The organism is Actinomyces sp. oral taxon 181 (assembly GCF_018370895.1).
Taxonomy (GTDB): Bacteria; Actinomycetota; Actinomycetes; order Actinomycetales; family Actinomycetaceae; genus Pauljensenia.
In genome coordinates this window covers 19,721-46,485 of record NZ_JAGYZL010000009.1, presented here as the reverse complement: position 1 = coordinate 46,485, position 26,765 = coordinate 19,721, and the positions used below count along the sequence as shown (strand labels likewise).

Below are 26,765 nucleotides of genomic sequence, written 5' to 3'. Positions count from 1 at the left end.
TCCTATGACCCGGCAACGGTTTGCGCAGACTGGTTTAGCTGTCGGCGTGAAGCGGAGTAGACAGATCCGCAGAATCTTCTGCTTGGTCCGTATTTGCCTGAGCGCTGAGCTGAGCAAATCGTTCGTCACGCTCTTCAAGCTCCTCGCGCAGATCGTTGAGCATATCGCGAAGTTCCGATCGGACGAAGTCGCGTGTTGCAACATCTTGCAGTGCAATGCGAAGAGCAGCAATTTCGCGGGTCAGATACTCGGTATCGGCAAGATTGCGTTCCGCGCGCTGACGGTCTTGTTCTGCTTGAACGCGGTCACGATCATCTTGGCGGTTCTGTGCAAGAAGGATCAGGGGCGCCGAATATGAAGCCTGGGTTGAGAAGGCAAGGTTCAGCAGAATAAAGGGATAGGGATCCCAGGCGTACTGTTCTGAAACCTTGTAAAGAAGGACGTTTGCGACAATCCATGAGACGACGAAAATCGTCATGTAGAGAATGAACTTCGGCGAGCCCATGAAGCGGGCCGTGGCCTCGGCAAACTGGCCAAAACCATCGCCGGAGGAACGGCGGCGAAAAAGCTTAAACTTCCGCTCGGTGGGGGTATCAAGACGATCAGCCATCAATACTCCTTGCCATTACTCGGTCGGTCACATCATCATCCCAGTCACGCCAGTCACGTGGCAGCAGCTCGTCCAAAACGTCATCAACGGAAACGGCGCCAAGAAGGTGTCCGTCCTCATCGACAACGGGAAGAACTGTCAGGTTGTATGTCGCCAGCAGACGCGTCACAGTCGCGACGTGAGCGTCGGGGGAGAGCCTGTCGAGGTCGGTGTCCATGATGGTCCCCAGAAGTGTATTGGGGGGTTCGCGAAGTGCGCGCTGGAAATGGACAGCACCCAAGTATTGGCCCGTCGGGGTTTCCAAGGGAGGACGTGCGATGAATGCAGCTGCGGCCAAGGAAACCGGAAGATCGGAACGACGAATAGAAGCGAGCATCTGAGCCACAGTCGCATCGGGGGCCAAGATAACCGGTTCGGTGGTCATCAGGGAACCGGCTGTTGATTCCTTGTAGGCCATGAGTCGGCGAACGTCTGCAGCTTCATCGGGTTCCATCAAGGACAGCAGAGACTGTGCTGTTTCAACGGGAAGCTCAGACATGAGGTCAGCTGCATCGTCGGGCTGCATCGCGTCCAGAACGTCCGCAGCGCGCTTGGATTCCAGCTGAGAAACGATCGACACACGGTCGTCTTCACCCAGCTCTTCCAGCACGTCTGCAAGACGTGAGTCGGGGAGCTCCGTTGCGACGGCCAATTGTCGTTCTGCAGGAAGGTCGTGAAGGAAGTCTGCGAGGTCGGCAGCCTTCATGTCTTCCGTGTGTTGAATCAGTGCGGTAGCAGCTTGGTTCGAATCGGTCTTAAGCAGTGAAGAGACCTCATCGACGCGAACTGTCATGGTTGTTCCGCCGCGTTTGAAGCCCAAAGTTGTTGTGCGGACGCGCTGGACGTGCAGGGTGGAGATGATCCAGTCGCGAGGCCGGCGCTGCTGCATAGCGACGTCAAGGATCTTCACAACGCCGCTTCCGTCATTCATTGTGATTTCACGATCGAAAAGCTCAGTGATGACAAGCGTTTCAACGGGGCGCTGGTTGAAGGAGCGAATATTGAGCAGGCCGGTGGTGATGACGGAACCGGATTCAATTGCCGTCACGCGGGTGAAGGGCAGAAACACGCGTTTTCGGGGGCCGACCTCGACGACGAAGCCAATGACATTGGCGGTCGAATTCAGGCGAAATGTCACGACAACGTCGTGAATCACACCAACTTTCTCGCCCAATGGGTCAAAGACGGAGGTACCGGCAAGTTTGCCGATGTAGATTCGGCGTCCGGTTGTTCCGACGTTTATAGGTGCACTGCTCACTTGGCCAGTTTATCCCCAGAGCGAACTTCTTACCCGCCCACGCCAAGCAAGTTCTCGCTACGATGGCAGAATACGAAAGGGAAAAGTATGAGCGTACCTGTGAGCGGAACCCGGCGGACCCGTGGGGGCGGAAGCCTTCCTGACGGCACCGAAGTTGCCTCCTATGCTTCTTACGATCAGGCTTTGGCAGCTCTCGAGGTCTTGTCAAACAATGACTTTGAGGTTGAGAACGTCAGCGTGGTTGGTACCGACCTCTATTCGGTTGAGCGAATTATCGGGCGCGTGACCTGGGCTCGAGCGGTTTCCCAGGCAGTGATGAATGGTGCGCTGTGGGGTGCCATGATCGGTATCGTGCTCTCTGTCAATCAGGGAAATACGATGGTCTGGGTAGGTGCCTGCATGTTGGCGGGTGCCCTGATCACAGCCTGTCTAAGCACTGCAATGTTCTTGATCCGCCGCCGTCGAGGGGACTTTTATTCTCAGTCCCAGGTAGTCGCCGGTCGCTATGCGGTGATCATTTCGAAGGCTGCTGGTAGTGATCGCATTCGTGAAGCTTTCGATCTCCTGCAGAAGACCGAAGGTAATCAGATGCGTCCGCGTCGAGTTCGCACTGTTCGCGAAAGCACTGGTCCAACTGAGTATGGCTCGCGTCCCGATGAGAAGCCTCGTTTTGGAGTGCGTTTGTCGCAACTACCTGAAACTGACACCAGCGCTACCGGCGCGGAGCATCGCGACGACGAAAGCTCGCAAACGGATCCTCAGAACTGACGTATATACGCGCGAAGTGGCCTCGTCCCGGCTGGGACGAGGCCACTTGTGCATTCAGGCTTATGCGCGCCCTTGAGCGCTGGCAATCCACGCCTCAACATCGGCAATGGTGCGCGGGATGTCTTCCGAGATTCGGGTGACGCTGCCATCAGCGTTCACTAAAACATCATCCTCAATGCGCACACCGATTCCGCGGAATTCCTCGGGGATTGCCATGTCATCGGCGCGGAAGTACAAACCGGGTTCGATGGTGAAGCACATTCCGGGCTCCAACAGCGCATCCTGGTACATTTCGCGACGCGCCTGAGCGCAGTCGTGAACATCCAGACCCAGGTGGTGGCTTGTGCCGTGAGGCATCCAGCGGCGGTGCTGCTGACCATTGGGAGAAAGCGATTCCTCTGCACTGACGGGCAGCAGGCCCCATTCTTCAAGGCGTGCGGCAATAACCTTCATAGCGGCATCGTGCACATCGCGGAAGCGGGTTCCGGGTTGATTGGCACGCTCAAGAGCGGCCTCGCAGGCATCCAAAACTGCCTGGTACACCTTCGCCTGAGTGGGGGAGAAGGTTCCATTGACGGGCAGAGTACGGGTGATATCTGCGGTGTAGAGCGAATCAACCTCAACGCCGGCATCAACCAAAACCAGGTCGCCATCGTTAACTGGACCGTCGTTGTCGATCCAGTGCAGAGTATTCGCGTGGTTGCCCGAGGCGGCGATGGTGTCGTAGCCCAAGCCGTTTCCTTCTTCGCGGGCTACCGCACCAAAGGCGCCCTCAATGACGCGTTCGCCGCGGCGGTGACCAACGGCTCGAGGAAGTGAACGAAGGATATCTTCAAATCCAGCCTTTGTGATCTCGACTGCGCGACGCAATTCAGAGATCTCAAATTCGTCCTTGCACAGGCGGATTTCTGAGAGGCGCTCTTCTAAAGCGTCATCAGTTTCGGCCGCGTCGCCACCAAAAGGCAGGCCTGCCTGCATGCGCACCTCGTTGACCATGGCTTCCACGGCCTCGTCGACGTTGCGAACCACGCGTAAACGGACGATTCCTGCGTCCTTGGCCAGAGCATCGCGAAGGGTATCGATGTGTTCGCAACGCAGACCGGTTTCGGTTGCAACTTCCTCGAGGGAAGGGCGGGCACCCACCCAGAACTCACCGTAGCGTGAGTCAGAGTAGAACTCTTGGGAAGAACGGGAGGTGCGAGGCTTGAAATACAGCACCGCCTCGTGACCGCCTTCTGGAAGGGGTTCAAGGACAATGACCGAATCGGGTTCGCGCTCTTGCCCAAGACCGGACAGGTGAGCGAAAGCCGAGTATGCGCGGAAACGGTAGGTGCAGTCGTTTGAGCGAACTTTGTAGGTCCCTGCGGGGATAACCAGTCGTTCACCGGTGAAAGGTTCTCCGGCTGCAGTTGCGCGAGCGGGAAGGTAGTCGGCAACGGCCGATCGAGTAATACCCGGATCGGGACGTGGCCCCCAATGGGAGCCCATGAATTCTCGGAATGCATCTGAGGATGGGCGGCGCGAGCGATTATTCACGCGCTCAGCCAAAGAATCGGGTGCTTCCTCCGCGGAGGTTGTTTCAGTCGTAGTCATAGAGTCATGGTCTCACTTTCCCCGTGCGGCGTGCTACGCGGACCGTATTCTAAATACATGACGAGGATCGATCTTCATACACACAGTGCGTACTCGGACGGTACCGATACTCCCGCCGAACTCATGGAGAAAGCGCGTCAGGCGCATGTGGATGTCGTGGGGCTGACTGACCACGACACCTACGCTGGCTGGGACGAGGCCGCAGCCTGCGTTGAGCGAACTGGGGTGTCCTTAGTGCGCGGGGTCGAGTTGTCCTGCGCGCGTGAGGGGATCACTGTTCATCTTCTGGGATACCTTCCCGATCCCGCGAACGAGGCCCTGCTCGCAGTGCAGCGTCGTGCAACTGAGTCGCGTCTCACGCGTGCGCAAAAAATTGTTGAACGCCTCGCAGAGGATTACCCAATCACGTGGGAGCAGGTGCGCGCTCTTGCTCCTGAGGATGGACCGGTTGGGCGTCCGCATATTGCTGATGCCCTGGTTGAAGTAGGAGCTTTTCCTGATCGCAGTGCCGTTTTTGCGCAGACTCTGCATCCTTCTAGTAAGTATTACGTCATGCACTGGGCGCCTGACCCCGTCGATGCTGTGGAGCTGGTTCGAGCCGCCGGGGGAGTCCCTGTGTTGGCGCATCCGCGCGCGCGAGCTCGCCAAAGGCTTCTGCCCGAGGAAGTCATTGATATGATGAAAGAAGCGGGCCTGTTTGGGATTGAGCGCGATCATCGTGATCATACCGAAGAGGATCGAGCCGATGTGGAGCGGATCGCACGCCGTTTGAAGCTGGAAGTATTTGGTTCCTCCGACTATCACGGCCTAGGAAAGCCGAATCAACTTGGTGAAAACCTGACGGATCAGTCGGTGCTGAACAAACTTGAAGAGGAAGCGTTTTTAGAGGTCCTGCACCCATGAGTATCGGTTCTGTTGTGGACATTACGGTCTTGTTGACGACTTTTGCGACTTTGATCGTCATTTTGGACCCTATGGGCTTGATGCCTGTCTTCTTGGGGCTGACCTCCAAGCTGTCACGCCCTACTCAACGTAAAGCGGCTTTCCAAGCCTCGCTGGTGTCTTTCGGAGTCATCCTTGCTTTCGCTTTCCTTGGGCAGCAGATTTTGCGCGCGCTCCATATTTCAATGGAATCGTTGAAACTTTCCGGTGGCGTGCTGTTGTTCCTGGTTGCGATGGAATTGCTGACCTCCAGCGACATGGAGCAGCCCGATACCGGTGATGACGCAGTGAACGTTGCATTGGTCCCGTTGGGGATTCCGCTGCTTGCCGGCCCGGGCGCGATTGTTGCTGTGATGGTGTCGATGGCACAGGCTCACACAGTTGGTTCCATTGTTGGCGTTGTTGGTGCAGTGGTTGCAACCCACGTGGTGATTTGGCTGTCAATGCGTTTTGCTTTGGAGCTCTCACGGTTCCTGGGAACGGGTGGCATTATGTTGCTCACGAAGATTTCCGGTGTGCTTTTGGCCGCTATTGCAACAGAACTGGTCATGGGGGGCGTTTTCGACTTTATTAAGAACGCTGGAATCGTTCACTAGTCAGGTTGGCAGTCCGTCGTCTTTTTTATCTCGCCCCGCTTTGCGGGGCTACAGTAGGCTTATTCCAGTGCTACCGGTAGTGCTGAGTCAATCGCAAGGAGAGATTTTATGAGCCTGTCCCTAGAGGAACAGCTGAAGTCCCAGGTACGCGCCGTGTCCGGGCGTCCAGAACGCGTCTCGACTGAAATGGAAGCGTGGCAGGGCCTTTCGGCGGCAATCATTGATCATATTGCTGATCGCTGGCATGCAACTGAGCGCAGCTACTCAGTGGGTCGTATGGAACACTACTTCTCCGCAGAGTTCCTCATGGGACGCGCGTTGCTCAATAACCTTTCCAACCTTGGAATGGTTGACGAGGCGCGCGAGGCTTTGGCTGCACTCGGCAAGGATCTGTCCGTGGTCCTGGAAGAAGAACCCGATGCCGCTTTGGGTAATGGTGGTCTTGGTCGTCTGGCAGCGTGCTTCCTTGATTCTTGCGCGACCTTGGATCTTCCCGTTGCCGGTTATGGCATCTTGTACCGCTACGGGCTTTTCAAGCAGCTCTTCGACAATGGTTTCCAGACCGAGCACCCTGATCCGTGGATGGAAGAGGGCTACCCCTTCGTTATTCGTCGCGAAGAGGAACAGCGCATTGTTCGCTATGCGGACCTGACCGTTCGCGCGATTCCTTATGACATGCCGATTACCGGTTATGGCACCCAGAACGTCAATACCTTGCGTCTGTGGAAGGCCGAGCCCATGGAAGAGTTCGACTACGATGCGTTCAATTCGCAGCGCTTTACCGATGCGATTGTCGACCGCGAGCGCACCATGGATATCTCCCGTGTTCTTTACCCGAATGACACGACCTTTGAAGGTAAGGTTCTGCGTGTTCGCCAGCAGTACTTCTTCTGCTCTGCGTCGCTGCAGGCCATTGTTGATAACTACGTTGCTGAGCACGGTTCGGACCTGCGCGGTTTTGCAGAGTACAACGCCATCCAGCTCAATGACACTCACCCTGTTCTTGCGATTCCTGAGCTCATGCGCATCCTGATGGATGAGCATGGCCTGGGTTGGGAAGATGCGTGGGATGTTGTCTCGCGTACCTTTGCTTACACAAACCACACGGTTTTGGCTGAGGCGCTTGAGACCTGGGATATCCACATCTTTGATCGCCTCTTCCCGCGTATTTCCGAAATCGTCCGAGAGATCGACCGTCGCTTCCGCATTGACATGTCCGAGCGTGGTGTTGATGGCGCGACTATTGACTACATGGCTCCCGTCGCCGGTAACACGGTCCGCATGGCCTGGATCGCTTGCTACGCCTCGTACTCGATCAATGGTGTGGCTGCGCTGCACACTGAAATTATTAAGCGTGAGACGCTCAAAGAGTGGTACGCGATTTGGCCTGAGCGCTTCAACAATAAGACCAATGGCGTGACTCCGCGTCGTTGGCTCAAGCAGTGCAACCCGCGCTTGGCAACGCTTCTGGATGAAGTGACCGGCTCGGATCGCTGGGTGACCGACCTTGATGCGCTTTCTGAGTACACGGGTGCGGGTAACTCGGAGCTTTATTCTCGTCTGGCTCAGATTAAGCATGCGAATAAGGTTGACTTTGCTGCATGGATCAAGGAGCGCGAGGGCGTCGAGATCGACCCAGATGCAATTTACGACGTCCAGATCAAGCGTCTGCACGAGTACAAGCGTCAGCTGCTCAATGCGTTCTACGTCTTGGATCTGTACTTCCGTATGAAGGACAATCCGGCTTTGGATGTCCCCAAGCGAGTGTTCATCTTTGGTGCGAAGGCCGCTCCCGGCTACATTCGCGCGAAGGCGATTATTAAGCTGATTAACACCATTGCCGATCTGGTCAACAATGATCCGGATATCAATGGCCGCATCAAGGTTGTTTTCGTTCACAACTACAATGTTTCGCCCGCCGAGCATATCATTCCCGCCGCGGATATTTCTGAGCAGATTTCGATGGCCGGTAAGGAGGCTTCCGGCACCTCGAACATGAAGTTCATGATGAACGGTGCGCTGACCTTGGGAACCTTGGATGGTGCGAACGTTGAGATTCTCGAGGCCGTGGGTGAGGAGAACGCTTATATCTTCGGTGCGACCGATGATGAGCTTCCCGAACTGCGTCGCCACTACGATCCTCGTTGGCACTACGAGAACGTTCCTGGTCTCAAGCGCGTGATTGATGCTTTGACCGATGGCACCTTGGATGACTCCAACTCCGGTTGGTTCCATGATCTGCGTTGGTCGCTTCTGGAATCGGGATACGAGCCCGCTGACGTCTACTATGTCTTGGGAGACTTCGCTTCTTACCGTGAGACGAAGGACCGTATGGCACAGGATTACCGCGATCAGGAAGCTTGGTCGCGCAAGGCCTGGATCAATATCACGCGTTCCGGTCGTTTCTCTTCGGATCGAACCATCAGTGACTACGCTCGCGAGGTTTGGCACATCAATGCCGAACCGATTGCGTGAATGCGTAAAAAGCGGCCTTTCAAAGGCTGAATGCATGGCTTAATGCCGTAACGCCCCGTTGGGATTTCCCAACGGGGCGTTTGCTGTTGTTCGTCTTCTGAGCAAACTGTATTACTGTGTTGACACAGTTTCGATAGTGTGGCACTGTATTAGTGTATTAATACAGATAGACAGGAGGGACACATCGATGCGCATCGATGACACCCGTCCAATCTGGATCCAATTAGCTGATTCGTTTCGCGGTCGTATTACCGACGGTACGTGGAAACCTGGCGAAAAGATCCCCTCCGTGCGTGATCTCGCGATCGAGGCAGGCACCAATCCCAATACCGTTCAGCGAGCTCTGAGTGCACTTGACGAAGAAGGGTTGACGGTCCCGAAGCGGACCGCAGGACGCTTTGTTGCAACTGATGAGAGCGCTCTGCATGCTCTGCGGACGAACGACGCGCATCTCGCGGTAGATGCTTACATTCGCGCATGTCGTTCACTGGGAATCGATCTGGAAGGTGCTCAGGCTCTGATTGATCAACGTTGGGATACCACGGAGAAGTAGCCAAGGAGGAAAACTCATGACCACACAAACTGAGCGGTCGAGGTGTGCGGGGCAGGGCCTCGTTCACGTCGAGCACCTCACGAAGCGTTACCGGAAAACACCGGCTCTACGGGACTATTCGCTGTCACTGGATGCCGGGCACATCGTCGGTCTGATGGGCCCCAATGGATGCGGCAAGACCACGCTGCTCAAGATTCTCGCCGGAGTCCTCTCCGACTATGAGGGAACCGTGAGCATCGACGGGCACGCGCCCGGCGTTGCCACCAAAGAGATCGTTTCCTACCTGCCCGACGCTGACTTCCTCAACACCGACTGGACCGCGGCCGATGCCATCCGCGTCTACTCCACGTTCTTCGCTGACTTCGACGCCGACAAGGCTGCCTCGATGGTCGACTTTTTCGGACTGCCCACCGACCGCCGCCTCGAGGAGATGAGCAAGGGCATGGGGGAGAAGCTTCAAATCAGCCTCGTCATGTCCCGGCGTGCCCGCGTGTTTCTGCTCGACGAACCCATTAGTGGCGTCGACCCTGCCACGCGCGACGTGATCCTCGAGGGCATCCTGCGCGAGTTCGATCCCACGTCCCTGCTCATCATGTCCACCCACCTCATCTCCGACATCGAGCACTTCGTCGACTATGCGCTCTTCATGAAGGACGGACAGGTCCTTCTGCAAGGAGACGCCGACGACCTGCGGGCCACCCACGGCGATTCCCTCGACGCCATCTTCCGGAAGGAGTACCGCTGATGTTCACCAAGCTGCTTGCCTACGAGATCCGCTCGCGTTACCGCACGGACGCCCGCTCCTTCGGGGCGTTCATCGTTACTATTGCCGTCGCGTCGGGAATCGTCGCCGCGGGGCTGCCGGGGATCAGCGGCTCCACCGCTGTCCTCGCCTACGCCCTGTGTGCGCTCACGCCGGTCGCCTGCGCGATCGCGGCGATGGCCGACTACTGGAAGACCCTGTACGGTCAGCGCGGCTACTTCACGATGAGCCTGCCGATCTCCGGAAGGGTGATCTTCTGGGCGAAGAACACGCGCATCGCGATCGAGTGCCTCCTAGCTCTGGCTCTGGCCGTCGGTGGAATTATCGCCGTCGCTTCGGCTGCCGCGTGGAGCGACGGCATTAGCCTCGCCGAGTACACGGCCGGGCCTCGTTCCCTCGTCGCCGGAGTTCCGACCTCCACCGTCGTCATCATGATGGTGGTGCAGGTGATCCTGTCACTGTCCTGGATCGTGCAGGGCAGCGCCGTCATGTCCATCGGTGCTCAAGGGTGCTTCAACCACCTCGGATTTGGTGCCCCCATCATCGGTTTCGTCCTCGTGTACGTTGTCGACCAGGTGCTGTCCATGGTAGCTACGTTCTTCCTCCCGCTGTCTGTCACGACTGATGGACACTTCAGCACCGAGATCATGTGGACCTCGTACCGCGCGACGATGGGGACCGATGGTCAACCGAACGTCATCGGCATCGCCTCCTACATCCTTGTGCCCCTTTTTGCGCTATTCCTAGCAGTGTGGGCTTCGCGCTCGATTGAAAAGCGAACCTCCTTGCGTTAATAAGAGCTGGTCAATAAGCGGTATACGGCCCGGGACGCATTAACGTGCGTCCCGGGCGCAGCTGTATTCTTTGAGAGTTATCTGCTTGTGTGACAGGGAAACTCATGCTCTTCGCGACTTTTATTTCATCTTTCGTTCAGTTGGGAATTTCTCTGCTGATTCCAGTGATTTGGTGGGCGGTGACAACTAAACGTCGCCTGGAATTTGCGACCTGGATTGGTCTTTATGTTCCGATGTGGAAAGTCGGTCCTGTTCAGCGTGTTTCGCAGAAGCAACTGGGCATTGCCTTAGCGTGCTGGGTCGCTGTATCGCTGGCATCTCTGCGGATTGCAAGTCCGGTATGGGGTGCTCTGGCGACCTCGCGATTTATCGGCGCCGGACTTCTTGCAGTCGTCCCGATCCTTCTCTATGCCTTTATTCAGACCGGCTTGGCTGAGGAACTATTTTTCCGTGGTTTCTTAGCTAAGCGTTTATGTGCGTCCTTTGGTTTTTCCCGCGGAAACGCCATTCAAGCCATCGTGTTTGGTCTTCTTCACGTGCTGTTGTTTATCAACTATCTCCCCGTATCAAGCCTTGTTGCCATCACTGTTCTTTCTGGAATCAACGGCTGGGTTATGGGGTGGTTGAACGAACAGGCGGCCGGAGGTTCTGTGGTTCCCAGTTGGATGCTGCACTCTTTAGCAAATCTCCTGGTCGCTCTGGGGAGTGCGTTTAATCTTCTGTAGTTTTGAAGTGGACTACTCCGGGAATCCAATACCCTCAAAGGGCAGGTTTAATAAAAACGTATAAACTATGTTTTATTAGAAGCTGTTGCTCAGGCGCTTGATTCAGTCGCCGAGCCCCACGAAAGGGATCTCATGATCGAGCCTAATTCCAACCTGCCCGAATTCGAACTTCGTGATGTTTCCGCTGAAAAAGCACAGGAGCCTGCCCAGTCCGGCGGATGCGGTTGCGGTTGTGATCATGGAGCTCAACTTCCGCGCTTGGATGCACGTCCCTTCCCGCCTCGCCTGCGTCACCCCGCAATCCTAGGTGCCGTTTCTTCTTTGAACGTCGGCGAGGCCATGGAGCTGGTTGCGCCTCACGTGCCCACGCCGCTTCTCAACCAGATCGACATGACTCTTGAAGGCGATTTTTCCTACGAACTGGTTGCCGTCAGCGATGAAGGCGCGATCGTCAAGATCACTCGCGTTGGCTGATCAGGAGATATAGACTGCTCACCTTGAGAGATTGAAAAACTCTTACTACGTCTAAGTGTGTGCCCCGTACCAATCGGTACGGGGCACACACTTAGACGCTCTGGCTGTTTATGAGTGTTACTCTTCGCCACCCTTACGGCGGCGTACCCGCTTTCGTGGTGCGGGGGAGTGCTCACCTCGGCCTCGGCCCTTGGTTCCGCGGTCGGAGCGTCCCTGCTTTCCGGAATTCAACGTCTGATCTCCGTCCTTGCGGGTACGACGTCGGGTGCGGGTCCGTTCGCCAGAAGTTGAACGTTCTCCGCGTCCTCCCGAGCGGCCAGAGGAACGACCACCGCGGCCTCGGCCTCGGCCACCACGCGAGGAACCGCCCAAGTCCTCAATCTTTTCGGCGCTAAGCCCCTCGCGCGTACGCTGTGCGCGCGGAAGACGTCCTGTAACGTCCTCGGGAATATCCAAATCCGTGTACAGGTGCGGCGAGGTGTGGTAAGTCTCCAGAGGCTCTGGAACTCCCAAGCCCAGCGCCTTCGAAATCAACGACCAACGCGGGACATCGTCCCAATCGACGAAGGTCACAGCTGTACCGGAATTCCCCGCGCGACCGGTACGGCCAATGCGGTGAATGTAGACCTTCTCGTCTTCGGGGCACTGGTAGTTGATGACGTGAGTGACATCGTCAACGTCGATGCCTCGCGCGGCAACATCTGTTGCGACCAAAACATCGACCTTGCCATTGCGGAAGGCACGCAGGGCCTGCTCACGCGCCCCCTGACCGAGGTCGCCGTGAAGGGCAGCAACCGCGAAACCGCGCTCACTGAGTTCGTCGGCAACGCGCGCGGCCGCACGCTTGGTACGACAGAAAATCACAGCGCGACCGCGGCCTCGTGCCTGCAAGATGCGCGCAACGATCTCGGTCTTGTTCATGGCGTGAGCGCGGTAAATCACCTGCTGGACCGTGTTGACGGTCTGACCCTGATCGTCGGGATCCTGCGCGCGGATGTGGGTCGGCTGGCTCATGAACTTGCGAGCCAGCGTGATCACAGGTCCGGGCATGGTCGCCGAGAAAAGCATCATGTGGCGGTCCGCGGGAATGCGTGAGAGCAAGGTTTCCACGTCGGGGAGGAAACCGAGGTCAAGCATCTCGTCGGCCTCGTCAAGGACCACGTTTTCCACGCCGTTCAGGTGCAGAACGCCTTGGCGGAGCAAATCGATCAAACGCCCCGGGGTGCCGACAACGATATCTGCGCCTCGCTTGAGTGCTTCAATCTGCGGTTCAAAAGCAACGCCGCCGTAGATGTCAACAATGCGCGTTGAGAGCTTAGAAGCCGCTGCACGCAGATCATCGGCCACCTGCTTAGTGAGTTCTCGCGTCGGCAAAATGATGAGGGCTTGAGGCATGTTCGGGTTAAGAAGATCTTCGTAACCTTCTTCGTCCGGGGCAATGACATCTTCCAATACGGGGATGCCAAATCCCAGAGTCTTACCGGTACCGGTCTTGGCTTGGCCAATAATGTCGTGGCGATCCAGTGCAACGGGAAGAGTCAGTGCCTGGATTGGGAAGGGGTGGGTGATGCCTCGTTCTTCGAGCGCATCAACGATGGGGTCACTGACCCCGAAATCAGCGAAAGACTTCGTTTCGAAAGTTTCATTTCCCGAGTTCGTAATATCGGGGGTGGTTTCATCTTCTTGGGTCGAAGGGGCTTTGATTGAGCCCAAACGTACGACGCCAGCAGAGTAGTCAGACGGTGAAGTCACGATCAACCTGTTCTGGGAAAAACCCGTTGGAAATTGCAGCCGATCGCGGTTCTTCTTCAAGGGGGCGTAGGCGCCCAGGCAAAATATCTCACGTGCGATCGGTCAGCACTGTCATTTGTATTCTACGAGGTTGACGCGGATCGCTCGAGGAGGAACCCGTCACGTTTATCTGATGTAGTGTTAGTGCATGGAACGTACCTATGAACCTGTACCGGATCGCGACGCTGACGTTGTCGGTCTGATCGCGTATTCGATTTTGGCTGCAATGACGCGCTTGGCAAAGGATAGTGACCAGGCGCCGACTTTCGAGGCGAAGGTCGAGCATGCGCGTATGGCCACTCGAGTTTTTGATACCTACACCCAGGTTGAAACGTGGTGTCAGCATCGCGGTGTTGACTTAGCTGTGAAGGCTCAAGCTTTTGATGGACTCTATGACGATCTGGATGCGCGTACTCGACCGACGACCTGGTACGAGCGCACGGTCAAAACCTATGTGACCTTGGGAATCTTGGGTGGCCTGCTGCGTGAGATTGCGTCGCGTAAAAACCTTTTCGCGGGGGCAAAGTGGGATCTTGAGCAGGGGGAGTGGGAGCGTCAGAATTTGGCTCCGATTTTCGAGGCCGATGAGCAGCTTGCTGCGCGCCTGTCTTTGTGGGCGAGAAGGGTTGCTGGAGAGGTTTTGGGATTGGTGCGCTCAACCCTGTTCATGCACCCTGAGTTATCAGATTCTCCCGAAGATGCAGATGCAATTGCTCAGGCGTTGAGTGTTGAGCATGCAGAGCGTATGAAAGGAATCCACCTGCGCGGTTAGACGCAGGTGGATCAATGTCAGCTCATTCGGCTTGCTTCTAGTGAATAGCAAAGCCGACGCGGTGCGTCTGCGGGGCAGTCACGCGCACGTAGGAAATCGCCTGGGCGGGAACGAGTGTTTTCTCTCCCTTGGTGTCCGTAAGGATCAGGGGAGTCTGCTCGCGTAGGGAATTGGTGACTTGGGCGAAGAGTTCGTCTTCGCTGAGGTCCAGCTCGAGGTCGAGTTCGCGCGGGCTGGCGTTGATACCGATCGTGATGTTCACTGCGACTCCCAGATGTTGTGGATCGAATGGTCTTCTGTGTCCCCATAGTACGTGCAGACGGGGGAGCGGGCCTGCTATTTCTGCGAGGGCGTAATTGTGGAGGCAGTTGAAGCGTCGTCGCGGTTTAGTCTCTAAGTGGTTAGCATGTAGGCTTGTGTTGAAAATAGTGCGAGAAGCCGTAGCTATCGGGTTGTGTTGACGAGTTGTTTTGTGTTCTGGCGGTAAAGCTTAAAGTTGAATCTACTCGAAAGGTGAACGATGTCTTTTCCTCCTTATCCTCAGGAAATGCCCGTTGAGGGGGTTTATTCGACTGTTCCTCCTCAAGGACAATTTGGAGTAGCAACTGTAGTTAAACCCTTATCTCCCCTTGCTATCACCGCACTCGTGTTGGGAATTATTTCTCTTCTCCTGTCCTGGATTCCGATTCTTCACAATCTAATTTTCATTCTGGCCCTTATTGCTACAGTCGTGGCGATTCTTGCTGTCGTTCAGACACGCCCGGATATGACTCACCGTGGCTCCGGTATAGCAATCACCTCACTGGTGATTTCGATTCTTGCCATTGTTGTTGTTTTTGGAAGCCAAGCTATGTATCCGAAGGCTAATGGTAAGGCCTTCGGGGCACCTTTTGTATCGTCTCGAGCTTCCAAAGGTGCGGCTACCTCGGATGTTGTTCAGCTGGAGAACGGTAAAGTCACGATTGAGGTGAAGAAGGTCGAGGAGTCGGTAGATGACCAGGAAGGTGAGCCAACGGTCGCTGTGACATTAAAGATCACAAATAATGACACAAGTAGTTTGAATCCTTTTGCATACTATGTTGAGGTATCCCAAAACAAGGCTGCGCTCGATAGTGCAGTTTATTCCGATAATCTAATGCCTGAAGGATACGAGCCTTTCGCGGACTTGGAAGAGCTCCCAGCTGGTAAAAGCATGACCCTTGTGAAAGGGTATGTTCTTCGCGATGCAGCTGCTCCAGTTACGCTGATGATTGACAGCACTGTCCCTTCAACGAAGGCATTCAAAAAGGAATATTCACTTCAGTAAAGGGTTAATCTCCCACCTTGAGTAGGACTGCCAGAATGTGCCCCCGAAGCCTCCGCTTCGGGGGCACATTTTTCTCAATTTCGATGTGAAGCCAAAAGTTGGCTCCAAATGCCGGTGGCCTCTGTCAGAATCACTATATGAACAACACACCGGTGCGTATCACGGTTGGCTCTGAATTCTCAGGGCTACCGGAACTCAGCGACCATCAGCGCTTGCTGCTTAAGCAGATTACTGAAGGTGATGCTGTACTTCGCGGTGCGCCCGGAAGCGGGAAGACGACTCTTCTTCTTGCTGCTGTTGCTGAACTTGTACGCAACGACCATTCGTTTTTAGTTCTCACTCCGGATCGTTTGCGTGCCGATCAATTAATGCCTGCGGTACAAGCGCTTGCTCCCAATACAGTGCGCCCGGTTCGAACCCCCATTGGGTGGGCCTATTCAATCGTGTCGCAGTGGCGAAATACGCGTGATCAACCGCTGGGTGATGTTGAGCTCCTGACGGGCGCAAACATGGATCGCATGGTCTCTCAACTGTTAGAAGAAACTGCGATTCAGTGGCCCGAAGAGCTTTCAGACACCATCCGTTCACTTCCGGCATTTCGGATGGAACTACGTGATCTCATTGATACTGCTGCAGAGTTTGGGACCAGCGCTGAGCATCTCGAGCAGCTCGGTCTCATCCGTGGAATGAAGCAGTGGGTGAGTCTTGCACCCCTGCTCAGGAAATGGAACGACCTTCCGCAGCTGGGGGTGGAGTTCCGAGGAACCATGTTGGCGCACGGGGCTGGATTGGGAAGGCAAGCTGCCCAGCTCCTTGCCCAATGGGATGATCGTGCGCAGTCCGCCGGAGTGCGGATTTTTGCCCAGATTCCACAGTATCTTCTGATCGATGACCTACAGGACTGCACCCCCTCGCTGCTGAAGCTACTTCATGTCGCGCATCAATTGGGAAGTCGTATCATTGCTTTCTCGAATCCGGATCTCTCAGTAACCTCATACAAGCGTGGTTATGCCCATATGGATCTCGATCTGGCCAGAATCCTCGATATCCAAATTGAAGATTGCGGGGCTGGCTACGTCGGTACTCCTCAGCTTCATGCGTTGACCCTTTCGCTTGCCTCACGCATTACACAAAGCGGACCCGCCGGAAGAAGAAATGCCCCATTTGCTGGTGACTCTGAAAGACGACTCGGTGAGCAAGGGATATTCATCCACAACTGTGCCAGCCTTGCACAGATGGGGGCAGCTCTGGGATATCAGCTGCGCTCCCATTATCTGCGTGACAACATTCCTTGGTCTCAGCAGGTAGTGATTGTTCGCTCGCAATCTCTCATTCAGCAGGCCAGAAGGGCTCTGAAACGTAGCAAAATTCCCCTGGCTGGAGGGCAACAAGCCTTCAATTTTGCCTCCAATTCAATGACCAGTGCGTTGCTGAAAACCTTAATTCCGAATGACGACAATGGCGTGGGAGTGATCGATCGCTGGCTACGTTCAGATCTGATCTCGATCGATGCTCTGCATGTGAGTTCGCTCCTTCACAACTATGTGTGGGCGCATAGCGATCAGAAGCTGGCACAGGGGCGCGTTCAGCACCTCAGTACAGATACGATCTCTCGCATTCTTCAGGACCCTTCTCTTGTCTCACAGAACGTGGAAAAGGAACTGCGCAAGCTTCTTAAGGCCTCGACGCTATGGAAAGAAGTAGAAACCCTCAGCCCTCAAAAAGCGCTCTGGGAAGCATGGGCGACGGCAGATGTAGCGGAGGAACTGAGCAAACGGGCATTAGCGCACGACTCGGATTCAGATTATTTTGATGATGTCTTAGATTCGGTGATTGCGCTGTTTAGAGTCGCGGATATCTGGCAACAAAGAAATCCGCAGAGAACCGCCGCAGAGTTTGCGCGTGAGCTCCTCGAATCCGATGTAGTGACCGACACCATCGCTGCAACCGCATATCGCCACGAAGGGATCCAGGTTCTCACCCCAGAACAGGCGATTGGGCGGCATTGGGACGTCGTTGCAATTTATGGGCTTCAGGATGGCAGCTGGCCCGATCTTCGGCTTCGACAGCGTCTGCTGCGCGCCGATCTTCTTGGGGAGATCACGCGTAGTACGGACCCTGCACAAGAGGTCATTGATGACCCTCGAATCCAACGTCGGGCAGTTTTAGACGATGAACTTCGGCGCCTTCTTGCTGCCGTTTCACGAACGAATCTGGCACTGCACATCGGAGTTGTTTCCAATGAAGATCAAGCACCATCGCAATTTGTTGAACTCGTTGCACAAGGAGCGGGGATCGAGATCCCCGAAGACGGTTTTCCCATTGAAGACGTCCCACCCGCGTTAGACCTTTCTGGTCATATCTCCAGACTGAGGTATCTTGCCGCGCAGGAGAATGGCTCCCAAACACCCGAGCTTGCTACCCGTCTGCTTGCAATTCTTGCCAGATGCGGAGTCGCCAGCGCAATTCCCAGCAATTGGATTGGAGCCGGAGGGATCAGCTCCGATAGCCCGATCTATGACCAACAGCGTGTCGCCGTGAGCCCCTCCAGTTTTGATAGCGCACGTCAATGTATTCTTCGCTGGTTCTTTGCTTCCAATAGCGGCACGTCGATGCCGACGCAGAGTGCAGCAGATGGAACGTTAATCCACAGCCTGGCCGAGCGCTTCCCATGCGGGCCTCGCAGTGCTGTTATGGATGCACTCGAAGAAGAGATTCGCGCAATGGGTGTGGATGAAGGACAAGCCGCAAGCAAAATCCACATGGACCACCTTCGAGAGATGGCATCTGCACTCGGCGAATATCTTGAGCAATCTAGTCAAATGGGGAACTGTGCAGATCCGAACGGAAATGTTCAAGTTGAAGTGCCATTCGATGTTCCAATCTCTTCAGTTCACATCCGCGGAAGAATTGACCGAATGGAATTGGAAGGCCAAGGCGTTCGGATTATTGACTTCAAGACCGGGAAGAAGGGAAATAAAACCGGTGCGAAAAAGGACCCGGACCACCCGCAGCTCGCTCTCTATCAACTCGCAGTCGAACAACTGGGTTATGAAGTTTTAGGAGCAGAGCTCAAATATCTTGGTTACGGTGATGTCCGGACCATCTCGCAAGACCCCTTAGACCCGGAAACAAGGGCGGATTGGATCAGCCAGCTTGATGAGATCGGGCAGAAAATGAAAGGCCCATCTTTTATTGCGACGCCCTCTGATGAAGCATGCCAATACTGCGAGTTCGCCCGTTCCTGCCCAGCTCGTGAGCAAGGAAAGAGGAGTGTGGAATGAGCATCGATAGTACACAGCTCAGTGTTGATGAAATTCTGCGTTTGGCCACCCCTAGAAGTCGCCAGTATTTCCCCCCAACGGATGAGCAGCGTGCCGTAATTGAAGCACCTCTTGAGCCCCTGCTTGTCGTTGCGGGAGCGGGCGCAGGGAAGACAACTACCATGTCACAGCGTGTGCTCTACATGGTTGCCCATCATGGAATCGAGCCGGAGCGAATTCTTGGCTTGACCTTTACACGAAAAGCAGCGGGGGAGCTGGGCCTCAAAATACGACAAGACCTCGGGGTCTTGGCATCAAATCTTGGCCGTAGCTTCCAGGGCGATCCAACGGCATTGACCTATAACTCTTTCGCCGCTCGAATCCTTGGCGAGTACGGCGCAACAATTGGGGTAGATCCCGATTCGCGCTTGATTGGACAGGCGCAGCAGGTTCAGATTCTTACCGAGATCGTCCAAAACTGGAGGGGAGAATATCCCGAAGAAGATGGACGATACAAACCGACATCATCAATTGTTGCCGCGGTACTTGCATTAAGCGGTCATATCGCGGAACAAAATATGACTCTTGAGCAGGGAACAAAAGCCCTCCGTGCATTTAGCGAAGAGCTGGAAGAAATCGCTCAATCTGCAGGAAAAGATCCAACTGGTTCCCTCAAATCCATGATTACCGTCAATGCCAATAGGATTTTGCTCCTTGATATGGCACGGGTATTCGAAGACTACAAACGCAGTCACGGTCTGATTGATTTTTCAGATCAGCTTCTTCTTGCAACACGAATCGTTACGGAGAATGCTGCAGTTGTCCGTCAGGTGCGCTCCGACTATCAAGCTGTCCTTCTCGACGAATTCCAAGATACATCGGTCATCCAGATGGCCTTCCTCTCCACTCTATTTGCAGATCATCCAACGACCGCAGTCGGTGATCCCAGCCAAGCAATTTACGGTTGGAGAGGTGCTTCGGCATCCGCGCTCAGTAACTTCTTGACCGCATTTTCAAGCCGGCATGAGGCAAACCAACTCACCCTATCTACCGCGTGGAGAAACGACCACGCGATCCTTCAGGCAGCAAATGCGGTTGCTCGTCCGCTGCGAGGCCTTCCCAGAATCGGGCAAGAAAACGGCTCAGGAAGCACCTCCATTAAGGTTCCCCAGGTCAAACCTCCAGTTCTTGGGCCAAGGCCTCAAGCAGGAGAAGGGAAAGTCAGCGCAAGCTATCCGCTGACCTACCAGGAAGAACTTGAGCATGTCGTCGAATTTATCCGACAGCATCGCATCCAAGACGAAAAAGGGAAGTGGAACACCTGCGCTGTGTTGTGTCGTAGGCGTGCAGATTTTCCTGCGATTGAACGTGCACTCAAAGACGCAAATATCCCGGTTCAAGTTGTCGGTTTAGGAGGCCTCTTAGACCAGCCCTCGGTCAGTGATGTTCGAGCCGCCCTTGAGCTCGCTTCAGATCCGACGAATGCCCCAGCCCTTATGCGCCTTGTCACCGCGATGGATATTGGCGCGGCGGACCTTCTGGTTCTTCACCAATATGCAAAATACCGGGCTCGGCAGGGAAGGCAGGCTGAAGAGGAACATCCGGATGTTTTCCTTATGGATGCCATCGATCAGCTTCCGCCTGTGGGATGGCATGCGCCTTCAGGAGGCCCGTCATTTACCGTCGTCGCACATGAACGGCTTTCGCTTCTTGCACGCCGACTTGAAATTATTCGTCAAGGAACCGGTAGGCCACTTGATGAACAAATCGAGCGTGCAATGTCCGTCCTTGGGCTCAGAGAAGCCATCATGTCCGACCCCCTGGGTGACGGGGGAATGGAAATGCTCGATGCATTCGTTGATATCGCGGCTGACTACGAAGCGCAGGTCGCAGGGGCTGATCTCTCCGGATTCCTGACATGGCTGGCGGTCGCAGAGGAAGAAGAAAAAGGACTCCCAATCCCTACCAGCGCCACTCGGGCCGATGCCGTCCAATTGCTGACGATTCACTCTGCAAAGGGTTTGGAATGGGATTCGGTCGTGGTCTTTGGCCTACAAGATTCGCGCTTCCCTAACCACAGTGCCTCTCCAAGAGACTGGAAGCAGGATCCTCCGGGGGCAAAAGAATGGTTTAACTCGCTTTCAGAGTTGCCCTACCCCGTGCGCAGAGATTATTCGGATCTTCCCCAGATCGTCCCTGAAGAGTACGGGCAAACCGGAATAGCAGAATATTTTGATCTGCTCGCATCTGAAGCAACAAGTTCGCGGACCACAGCGATGAGCATCTTCAACAACCATATGCAGGGAAAGTCCGGCAAGGAAACAAATAAAGAGAGCATCCACTATCGCCAAGGAATTCACCACGAATGCGAAGAACGGCGTTTGGCTTATGTCGCATGGACTCGAGCGCGACACGATCTACTCCTGTGTGGTTCTTGGTTTGACTCAGGAAGCCTGAAACCGCGCGATCCATCCCGCTATCTCATGGAAACAGTGAACGCACTCGATCTAGACGCTCAACAGGTCGCCGCGCGACCTGACGAAGACTGGGAATCTGAACAGCTTATCGAGGTCGATACTCGACTGCGACAGTATCCAATCCTTCCAGGACGTTCACGCCAGCTGGTCATTGAAAGCGCTGCACGCGTTCAAGCACTCATAGATCAGAGTGAAGGTGACCCAGATGTCTTGGATGCCAGCGACAATCCCTTGGTTCACGACACCCAGCTACTGCTTGAAGAACGAGAAAAGACTCTTCATTCGGCGCTTGATATTCGCATTGATCGCGTTCGTGCCACCGGGATCTCAGACTTGATTGGGAAGGCAGATACGTGGATTAACAATATCCGTAGGCCTTTGCCCGTTGAACCCCAATCAAGTTCCGTGCTCGGCACGATCTTCCACAAATGGGTTGAAAAAGAACTTCACCTCAGTACCGGTGAACTGTGGGATGAACCCGTGGAAGGCAGCGAAGCACTGGAAGCTTCTGATCAACAATTGCTTGCTCAGATGCAAGAAAACTTCCATTTGCTAGACCTAGAACAGCTTGAACCCATTGCGATCGAAGAGCCCTTTGCGCTTACCCTCGCGGGAATATCTATTCAAGGAAGAATCGACGCGGTATTTAAAGATGCCAACGGCACATACATCGTCATTGACTGGAAGACATCGCACCTTCCTGGGAAGAACACGCCGCTTTCGACGTGGGAATACTACGCGCGTCAGCTTCAGCTCTACCGCATCGCCTGGGCGCAGCGCGAAGGTCTCTCTCCCAGTGAAGTGCAAGCGCGAGTGTGTTTCCTCAGGGGTCCTATTAGCTACAGCATCGAAGACATCGTGACTCAAACCGGTGCGCCCGTCGATCAGCTTGAATCCCAGCTCACCCATGCACTCACCGAACTCCAGAAGAAAAATCCCAGCTAGCACTGACAACAGTGAAGGGAGGAACGATTGCCGCCGAAAGCGTCTGCCCGGCTTCGCTAAGTACCGCGCAGAAAAGAAGAAATCTGAGAAATAATGCGAAGCCTGATCTACTCGTGAGTAGGCAGGATCGCACTCATATCGATGTGCTCAGTGGGCGCTTCGGCCGCTTGCTCAGAGCCACCCTTAGCATCAGCTTGTGACGTATGGGCACTCAGCCTGATCGGACCGGAGTGAGGACGAGCATGACCTTCGCCCTTGCCGGTGGAGGCAGTGCTTCGAGCTGCGTCGGTAGCGAGCGGGCTGGCGGGAGCCGACTCAGATGTCCGAAGGCTTGTGTCCTCGCTCTGTGAAGAAGACTCTTCTTCTGAAGTCGAAGAATCGCTTGCAGTCTTCGCAGGCTCTTCCATGCGCTTGGGAGCACTCTCTCCAATACTTGCCGAGAGCTCAGCCAACATGGCTCGGGCCTCGTCGACAATATCGGAATCTCCACTGTGTAGTCCGTGAACCAACCAACGCACCACGGCCAATTCAGAAAGAAGCTCAGCGCGCGCCAGAAGGTGCAGGTCTTTCTCGGAACGAGTCTGCTGGTAGGCCTCGTGGAAGCGCTCTAAAAACTCATCCGAAGCACGCGCAAATACCCATGCAATATCGACGGCAGGGTCGCCAACGTGTGCGGATGAAAAACCTGTCAGTGCGCAGACCCGACCGTGGTCGATGTGAATTGAAGTTTCGGAAAGATCGCCGTGAATGGGGGAGGGGAGGAAACGCCACAAAGACAAATTCTCCAGCGACTCTTCCCAGCGATCCCACAAGTTTGCGGGAATGACGACTTCCTGCGCGGCCTCGTCCAAAACCGCTTGGTGACGGTCACGGCACTCGATTGCCGAATAAGCCGGAAGATTGACGCCGGTATAGATCAGCTCGGGAAGATTGTGTAGTGCGGCCAATGCATTTCCCAAAGATGCAGGAAGCAGGTGTGGGTCGTCGAAATCCGAGGTTTCCATGACGTGTCCACCCAGATCGCGATGGACCATGACTCGATCACCCTCTGGGGTGCGGGTGAAACCAGCGGGACGCGGAACCTCAAAGGGGATCTTCGAGAAATCGTGAGCCTTCCCCAAACGCTCCAGAACCGCGTTCTGCGCTTCCATGTCCAGTCCGCCAACAGTGTCGTGTGGGCAGACAACCATCCAGCGGTCACCTGAAGTGTCAATGAGTCCGGTGACTGAAAGGACCTCATCGCTGAACTGCGGGGGACGCAGTCCGGCTACTTCGAGCCGCGGAACCGCAACTGTTGCAAGGGCAGCAAGTTCATAGGGAGTCTTAGATCGAGTCACGTTTAGACCTTAATGTGCTGGGAGAAAACAGCGGGGCAGGCGCATCGAGAGAAGGCAAAATTGTCGCCATGTACACCGAATATGTGAGCGTTTGCGGTGAGTTTTGCGTGCCTGTGATCAGAGCGCATGCAATGCGGAGTCCATATGTTGGAAAAGAAAAGGTAAATAAACCGGAATGTGCCATGATCAAGACATGAGTGAAAAGTTCGATACATCTCAGCTTCCCCGCGAGCTCGCATCGGTCTTCGATGAACTGGTAGCGCGCGACCCCCACCAAGGTGAGTTCCACCAGGCAGTCTTCGAGGTTCTCTCGACACTGACTCCTCTGGTTGAGCGTAAGCCCGAATATCAGGATCTGGCGATTTTTGAGCGAATTGTCGAGCCTGAACGCCAACTCATGTTCCGTGTTCCCTGGAGTGATGATCAGGGGCACATTCATGTGAATCGTGGCTTCCGCGTTCAATTCAATTCCGCGCTCGGCCCCTACAAGGGTGGCCTGCGTTTCCATCCCTCGGTGAACTTGTCGATCATCAAGTTCCTTGGATTTGAACAGATTTTCAAGAACTCTCTGACCGGCCTGCCCATGGGAGGTGCGAAGGGCGGTGCAAACTTCAACCCCAAGGGTAAGTCTGACGCCGAAATCATGCGTTTTTGCCAGTCATTCATGACTGAGCTTCAGCGTCATATTGGTCCCAACGTCGATGTTCCTGCCGGTGATATTGGTGTGGGTGGCCGCGAAATCGGTTATCTTTTCGGACAGTACCGTCGCATTCGCAATAGCTTTGATGCCGGTGTTCTCACGGGTAAGGGCCTGACCTGGGGCGGCTCCTTTGCTCGTACCGAGGCCACCGGTTATGGCTTGGTCTACTTTGCGCAGGAAATGCTTCGTGCTCGTGGTGATTCTTTCGAAGGCAAGCGCGTTGTTGTTTCCGGTTCAGGAAATGTGGCAATTTACGCGACCGAGAAGGCTCAGCAGCTGGGCGCGAAGGTCGTTGCAGTGTCCGATTCTTCCGGTTTTGTTATTGATGAAGAGGGAATCGATGTCGATCTGCTGAAGGATGTCAAGGAAGTTCGTCGCGGTCGCGTCAGCGACTATGCCGCCGAGCGTCCCAGCGCGCACTTCTTCTCAGAAGGCTCGATTTGGGAGGTTCCCTGTGACGTTGCTCTTCCGTGCGCTACCCAGAACGAGCTCGGTCTTGAAGGTGTTGAGGCCCTGATTCATAACGGCGTGCAGATGGTTGCGGAAGGCGCGAACATGCCCACCACTCCCGAGGCCATTGATGAGCTGCGCCGCGCCGGTGTCCTTTACGCACCCGGTAAGGCTTCGAATGCCGGTGGTGTGGCTACCTCGGGACTCGAGATGCAGCAGAACTCGGGTCGCACCCAGTGGCCCTTCGAAGAGACCGACGCAAAGCTTCACCAAATCATGGTTGGCATTCACGAGAACTGCCTTGCAACCGCTGACGAATACGGTGTTCCCGGCGATTACGTTGCAGGTGCAAACCTCGCCGGCTTCATCAAAGTTGCCGATGCGATGGTTGCTCAGGGCCTGATCTAATTCGAAGACTCGCAGCAGGGGGTCCTTCACGTCAATGGCGTGAAGGACCCCCTTTTAGATACATCATTCGCCTTTCGTGACCGGGTGGGGATATCGTTGAGAGTGCAATGGAAAGGTGAGCAGGACAATGCAATTAGTTGCCATAGTTGCTATCGCAGTCTCGTGGCTCCTTGCCGCTCTTGCGGTTGTCTTTGCTCTTCGGATGCGTCGCGACATTCAGCGCCTGCGTGCAGAAAAAGAACAACTACGCAAACTTCACCAGGACTACATGGCCGGCCCAGCGGTTCTCTCCCATGAATTACGCACTCCATTAACTGTTGTCAGGGGAGCGGCAGAACTTCTTGCTGATGGCTCGGCTGGACCTATGAATGATGTGCAAATGAAGTTTGCGAAGACCATTGCCGAAAATGCGCACCAGGTTGTCGAAATGGCCGATGATCTTCTGGCCGAAGTACGCCTGGAATCCGATTTATTCAATCTTCGTCTTCAACGCGTTGAAATGCGCGAACTAGTGCGTCGGCATGTCGCGCAGATGCGTCGTTTCCATTCCTCGCCTATCCGTTTGGAAAACCATGGCGCCCCCATCTATATGTCATTGGATCCGCGCTTGATGGGGCAGGCGATCGCCAATGTTATTAATAATGCAGCCCGTCATGCGGGCGATGATGTTTCGATCGTCGTTACAGTACAAGCTTTTGATGAAGACGTCACCATTTCTATCGTTGATGACGGTCGCGGAATGACACAGGAAGAAAAAGAGCGTCTTTTCATCCCATTCGATACCGGAGGATCGCTACGACCTGGAACGGGCTTAGGGATGATGCTGACGCAAAAGATTTTGAAACTTCACGGTGGCACGATCTTGGTTGATACGGTTTCTTCTAAAGGAACAACTTTCTATCTGACTATTCCGCGTACCATACGAAGTGGCGATCAATCACTCCTGCCTGAGGAGGCCAGGTGAGCGCGAAGGCTTTAGTTGTTGATGATGAGCCCCAGATCCTCATGATTATCAAATTTGCCCTTGAAACCGCGGGAATAACTGTAGAAACTGCAAGCGATGGGGCGAAGGCTTGGGAAAAATTTGCTACTCGCTACTACGACCTGGTCATTCTTGACCTGATGATTCCCGTGATCTCAGGGATTTCGCTTGCTCAAAGAATTCGAGCGATGAGTGATGTTCCGATCATCATGATTACGGCGCTTTCTGAAGAATCCGACCGCATTAAGGGACTTGAAAGCGGTGCGGATGACTACATTACGAAACCTTTTAGCCCAAAGGAAATGACTCTTCGCGCTCAAGCTCTTTTGCGCCGAAGTAAGAAGGACCCCAACGATGTTGTGTCCAATGGTCCTTTGCGTATCGATCGACGTGACCGGAAAGTCTACGTCGACGGTGTGCCGGTTGAGTTGTCCTCGACAGAACGACGCTTCTTGGATTTCCTTGCTTCGCATATTGGGGCGCCTGTGAGCTACCGCGAGCTTCTCAACTCTGTTTGGGAAACGCAGGATAGCTCTGGCGGTAAAGACATGATCAAGATGACCGCTTATCGTTTGCGAGGCGCTCTTGGGGATCGTGGGGGAGAGCTGATCCAATCGGTTCGCTCGGTTGGGTACACGATGCCGGATCTTCGGTAACAGATCAGTTACCGCTCGTTACTAAGGGTGCTCTTTTCGTGTTCTGTTTCACGTAAGAATGAAACCAAGAGTGCACGAGCATAGTGAC

General features: G+C 54.9%; 22 protein-coding genes. 16 read left to right on the top strand and 6 right to left on the bottom strand.

Annotated features, from left to right (window positions below; all coding sequences use genetic code 11):
• Positions 1-34: 34 nt before the first annotated feature.
• Both KHW85_RS05375 and KHW85_RS05370 read right to left on the bottom strand, forming a co-directional pair.
• A complete protein-coding gene (locus tag KHW85_RS05375; protein ID WP_178703714.1) occupies positions 35-610 on the bottom strand; it encodes a DUF1003 domain-containing protein in 576 nt (191 codons plus the stop codon).
• On the bottom strand, positions 603-1,907 hold the full coding sequence (locus KHW85_RS05370) for a CBS domain-containing protein (protein ID WP_291459098.1): 1,305 nt from the start codon (positions 1,905-1,907) through the stop codon (positions 603-605). Before KHW85_RS05370 ends, KHW85_RS05375 begins: the two co-directional genes overlap by 8 nt.
• Before the next feature lie 87 nt (positions 1,908-1,994).
• Here KHW85_RS05370 and KHW85_RS05365 point away from each other — a divergent pair, with 87 nt between their 5' ends.
• Positions 1,995-2,675 carry a general stress protein gene (locus KHW85_RS05365; protein WP_291459097.1) on the top strand — a complete coding sequence of 227 codons (681 nt, stop codon included), beginning with the start codon at positions 1,995-1,997 and terminating at the stop codon, positions 2,673-2,675.
• A 60-nt stretch (positions 2,676-2,735) separates the two neighbouring features.
• Here KHW85_RS05365 and KHW85_RS05360 read toward each other — a convergent pair whose 3' ends face one another.
• On the bottom strand, positions 2,736-4,268 hold the full coding sequence (locus KHW85_RS05360) for an aminopeptidase P family protein (protein WP_178703720.1): 1,533 nt from the start codon (positions 4,266-4,268) through the stop codon (positions 2,736-2,738).
• Between the two features lie 57 nt (positions 4,269-4,325).
• Here KHW85_RS05360 and KHW85_RS05355 point away from each other — a divergent pair, with 57 nt between their 5' ends.
• The 8 genes from KHW85_RS05355 (at position 4,326) to KHW85_RS05320 (ending at position 11,590) form a co-directional block, all read left to right on the top strand.
• Positions 4,326-5,171, top strand: coding sequence for a PHP domain-containing protein (locus KHW85_RS05355; protein ID WP_291459096.1), 846 nt, complete (start codon positions 4,326-4,328; stop codon positions 5,169-5,171).
• On the top strand, positions 5,168-5,806 hold the full coding sequence (locus tag KHW85_RS05350) for a MarC family protein (RefSeq protein ID WP_291459095.1): 639 nt from the start codon (positions 5,168-5,170) through the stop codon (positions 5,804-5,806). The genes KHW85_RS05355 and KHW85_RS05350 overlap by 4 nt, the downstream gene beginning before the upstream one ends.
• Before the next feature lie 108 nt (positions 5,807-5,914).
• Positions 5,915-8,281, top strand: a complete 2,367-nt coding sequence (locus KHW85_RS05345) for a glycogen/starch/alpha-glucan phosphorylase (protein ID WP_291459094.1) — start codon at positions 5,915-5,917, stop codon at positions 8,279-8,281.
• Between the two features lie 187 nt (positions 8,282-8,468).
• On the top strand, positions 8,469-8,834 hold the full coding sequence (locus KHW85_RS05340) for a GntR family transcriptional regulator (RefSeq protein ID WP_178703731.1): 366 nt from the start codon (positions 8,469-8,471) through the stop codon (positions 8,832-8,834).
• Between the two features lie 16 nt (positions 8,835-8,850).
• A complete protein-coding gene (locus KHW85_RS05335; protein ID WP_291459093.1) occupies positions 8,851-9,579 on the top strand; it encodes an ABC transporter ATP-binding protein in 729 nt (242 codons plus the stop codon).
• Positions 9,579-10,391, top strand: coding sequence for a hypothetical protein (locus KHW85_RS05330; RefSeq protein ID WP_291459092.1), 813 nt, complete (start codon positions 9,579-9,581; stop codon positions 10,389-10,391). Before KHW85_RS05335 ends, KHW85_RS05330 begins: the two co-directional genes overlap by 1 nt.
• A gap of 104 nt (positions 10,392-10,495) precedes the next feature.
• Positions 10,496-11,116 (top strand): CPBP family intramembrane glutamic endopeptidase, encoded by a 621-nt coding sequence (locus KHW85_RS05325; protein WP_291459091.1) that lies wholly within the window; start codon positions 10,496-10,498, stop codon positions 11,114-11,116.
• A gap of 132 nt (positions 11,117-11,248) precedes the next feature.
• Entirely contained in the window at positions 11,249-11,590 is a 342-nt protein-coding gene (locus KHW85_RS05320; protein ID WP_178705410.1) for a DUF2249 domain-containing protein, read from the top strand.
• 117 nt (positions 11,591-11,707) lie between these two features.
• Here KHW85_RS05320 and KHW85_RS05315 read toward each other — a convergent pair whose 3' ends face one another.
• Entirely contained in the window at positions 11,708-13,342 is a 1,635-nt protein-coding gene (locus KHW85_RS05315; protein WP_291459090.1) for a DEAD/DEAH box helicase, read from the bottom strand.
• Positions 13,343-13,529: 187 nt separating this feature from the next.
• Between KHW85_RS05315 and KHW85_RS05310 the strand changes: the two genes are divergently transcribed.
• Positions 13,530-14,153, top strand: coding sequence for a ferritin-like fold-containing protein (locus tag KHW85_RS05310; RefSeq protein WP_291459089.1), 624 nt, complete (start codon positions 13,530-13,532; stop codon positions 14,151-14,153).
• A gap of 37 nt (positions 14,154-14,190) precedes the next feature.
• Here the strand turns inward: KHW85_RS05310 and KHW85_RS05305 are convergent, their stop codons facing one another.
• Complete coding sequence (locus KHW85_RS05305; RefSeq protein ID WP_178705401.1) at positions 14,191-14,415, bottom strand: DUF3107 domain-containing protein; 225 nt, start codon at positions 14,413-14,415, stop codon at positions 14,191-14,193.
• Positions 14,416-14,673: 258 nt separating this feature from the next.
• Here KHW85_RS05305 and KHW85_RS05300 point away from each other — a divergent pair, with 258 nt between their 5' ends.
• The 3 genes from KHW85_RS05300 (at position 14,674) to KHW85_RS05290 (ending at position 22,144) form a co-directional block, all read left to right on the top strand.
• Positions 14,674-15,459 carry a DUF5067 domain-containing protein gene (locus KHW85_RS05300; protein WP_178705398.1) on the top strand — a complete coding sequence of 262 codons (786 nt, stop codon included), beginning with the start codon at positions 14,674-14,676 and terminating at the stop codon, positions 15,457-15,459.
• Positions 15,460-15,596: 137 nt separating this feature from the next.
• Positions 15,597-18,743 (top strand): PD-(D/E)XK nuclease family protein, encoded by a 3,147-nt coding sequence (locus KHW85_RS05295; protein WP_291459088.1) that lies wholly within the window; start codon positions 15,597-15,599, stop codon positions 18,741-18,743.
• Positions 18,740-22,144, top strand: a complete 3,405-nt coding sequence (locus KHW85_RS05290) for an ATP-dependent DNA helicase (RefSeq protein WP_291459087.1) — start codon at positions 18,740-18,742, stop codon at positions 22,142-22,144. Before KHW85_RS05295 ends, KHW85_RS05290 begins: the two co-directional genes overlap by 4 nt.
• Positions 22,145-22,251: 107 nt before the next feature.
• Here the strand turns inward: KHW85_RS05290 and KHW85_RS05285 are convergent, their stop codons facing one another.
• Complete coding sequence (locus KHW85_RS05285) at positions 22,252-23,481, bottom strand: phosphotransferase (protein ID WP_291459086.1); 1,230 nt, start codon at positions 23,479-23,481, stop codon at positions 22,252-22,254.
• A 193-nt stretch (positions 23,482-23,674) separates the two neighbouring features.
• Here KHW85_RS05285 and gdhA point away from each other — a divergent pair, with 193 nt between their 5' ends.
• The 3 genes from gdhA (at position 23,675) to KHW85_RS05270 (ending at position 26,677) form a co-directional block, all read left to right on the top strand.
• Positions 23,675-25,039, top strand: a complete 1,365-nt coding sequence (gene gdhA / locus KHW85_RS05280; RefSeq protein WP_178705387.1) for an NADP-specific glutamate dehydrogenase — start codon at positions 23,675-23,677, stop codon at positions 25,037-25,039.
• 115 nt (positions 25,040-25,154) lie between these two features.
• A complete protein-coding gene (locus tag KHW85_RS05275) occupies positions 25,155-26,003 on the top strand; it encodes a HAMP domain-containing sensor histidine kinase (protein WP_291459085.1) in 849 nt (282 codons plus the stop codon).
• Positions 26,000-26,677 (top strand): response regulator transcription factor, encoded by a 678-nt coding sequence (locus KHW85_RS05270; RefSeq protein ID WP_291459084.1) that lies wholly within the window; start codon positions 26,000-26,002, stop codon positions 26,675-26,677. The genes KHW85_RS05275 and KHW85_RS05270 overlap by 4 nt, the downstream gene beginning before the upstream one ends.
• The last annotated feature ends 88 nt before the right edge of the window (positions 26,678-26,765 follow it).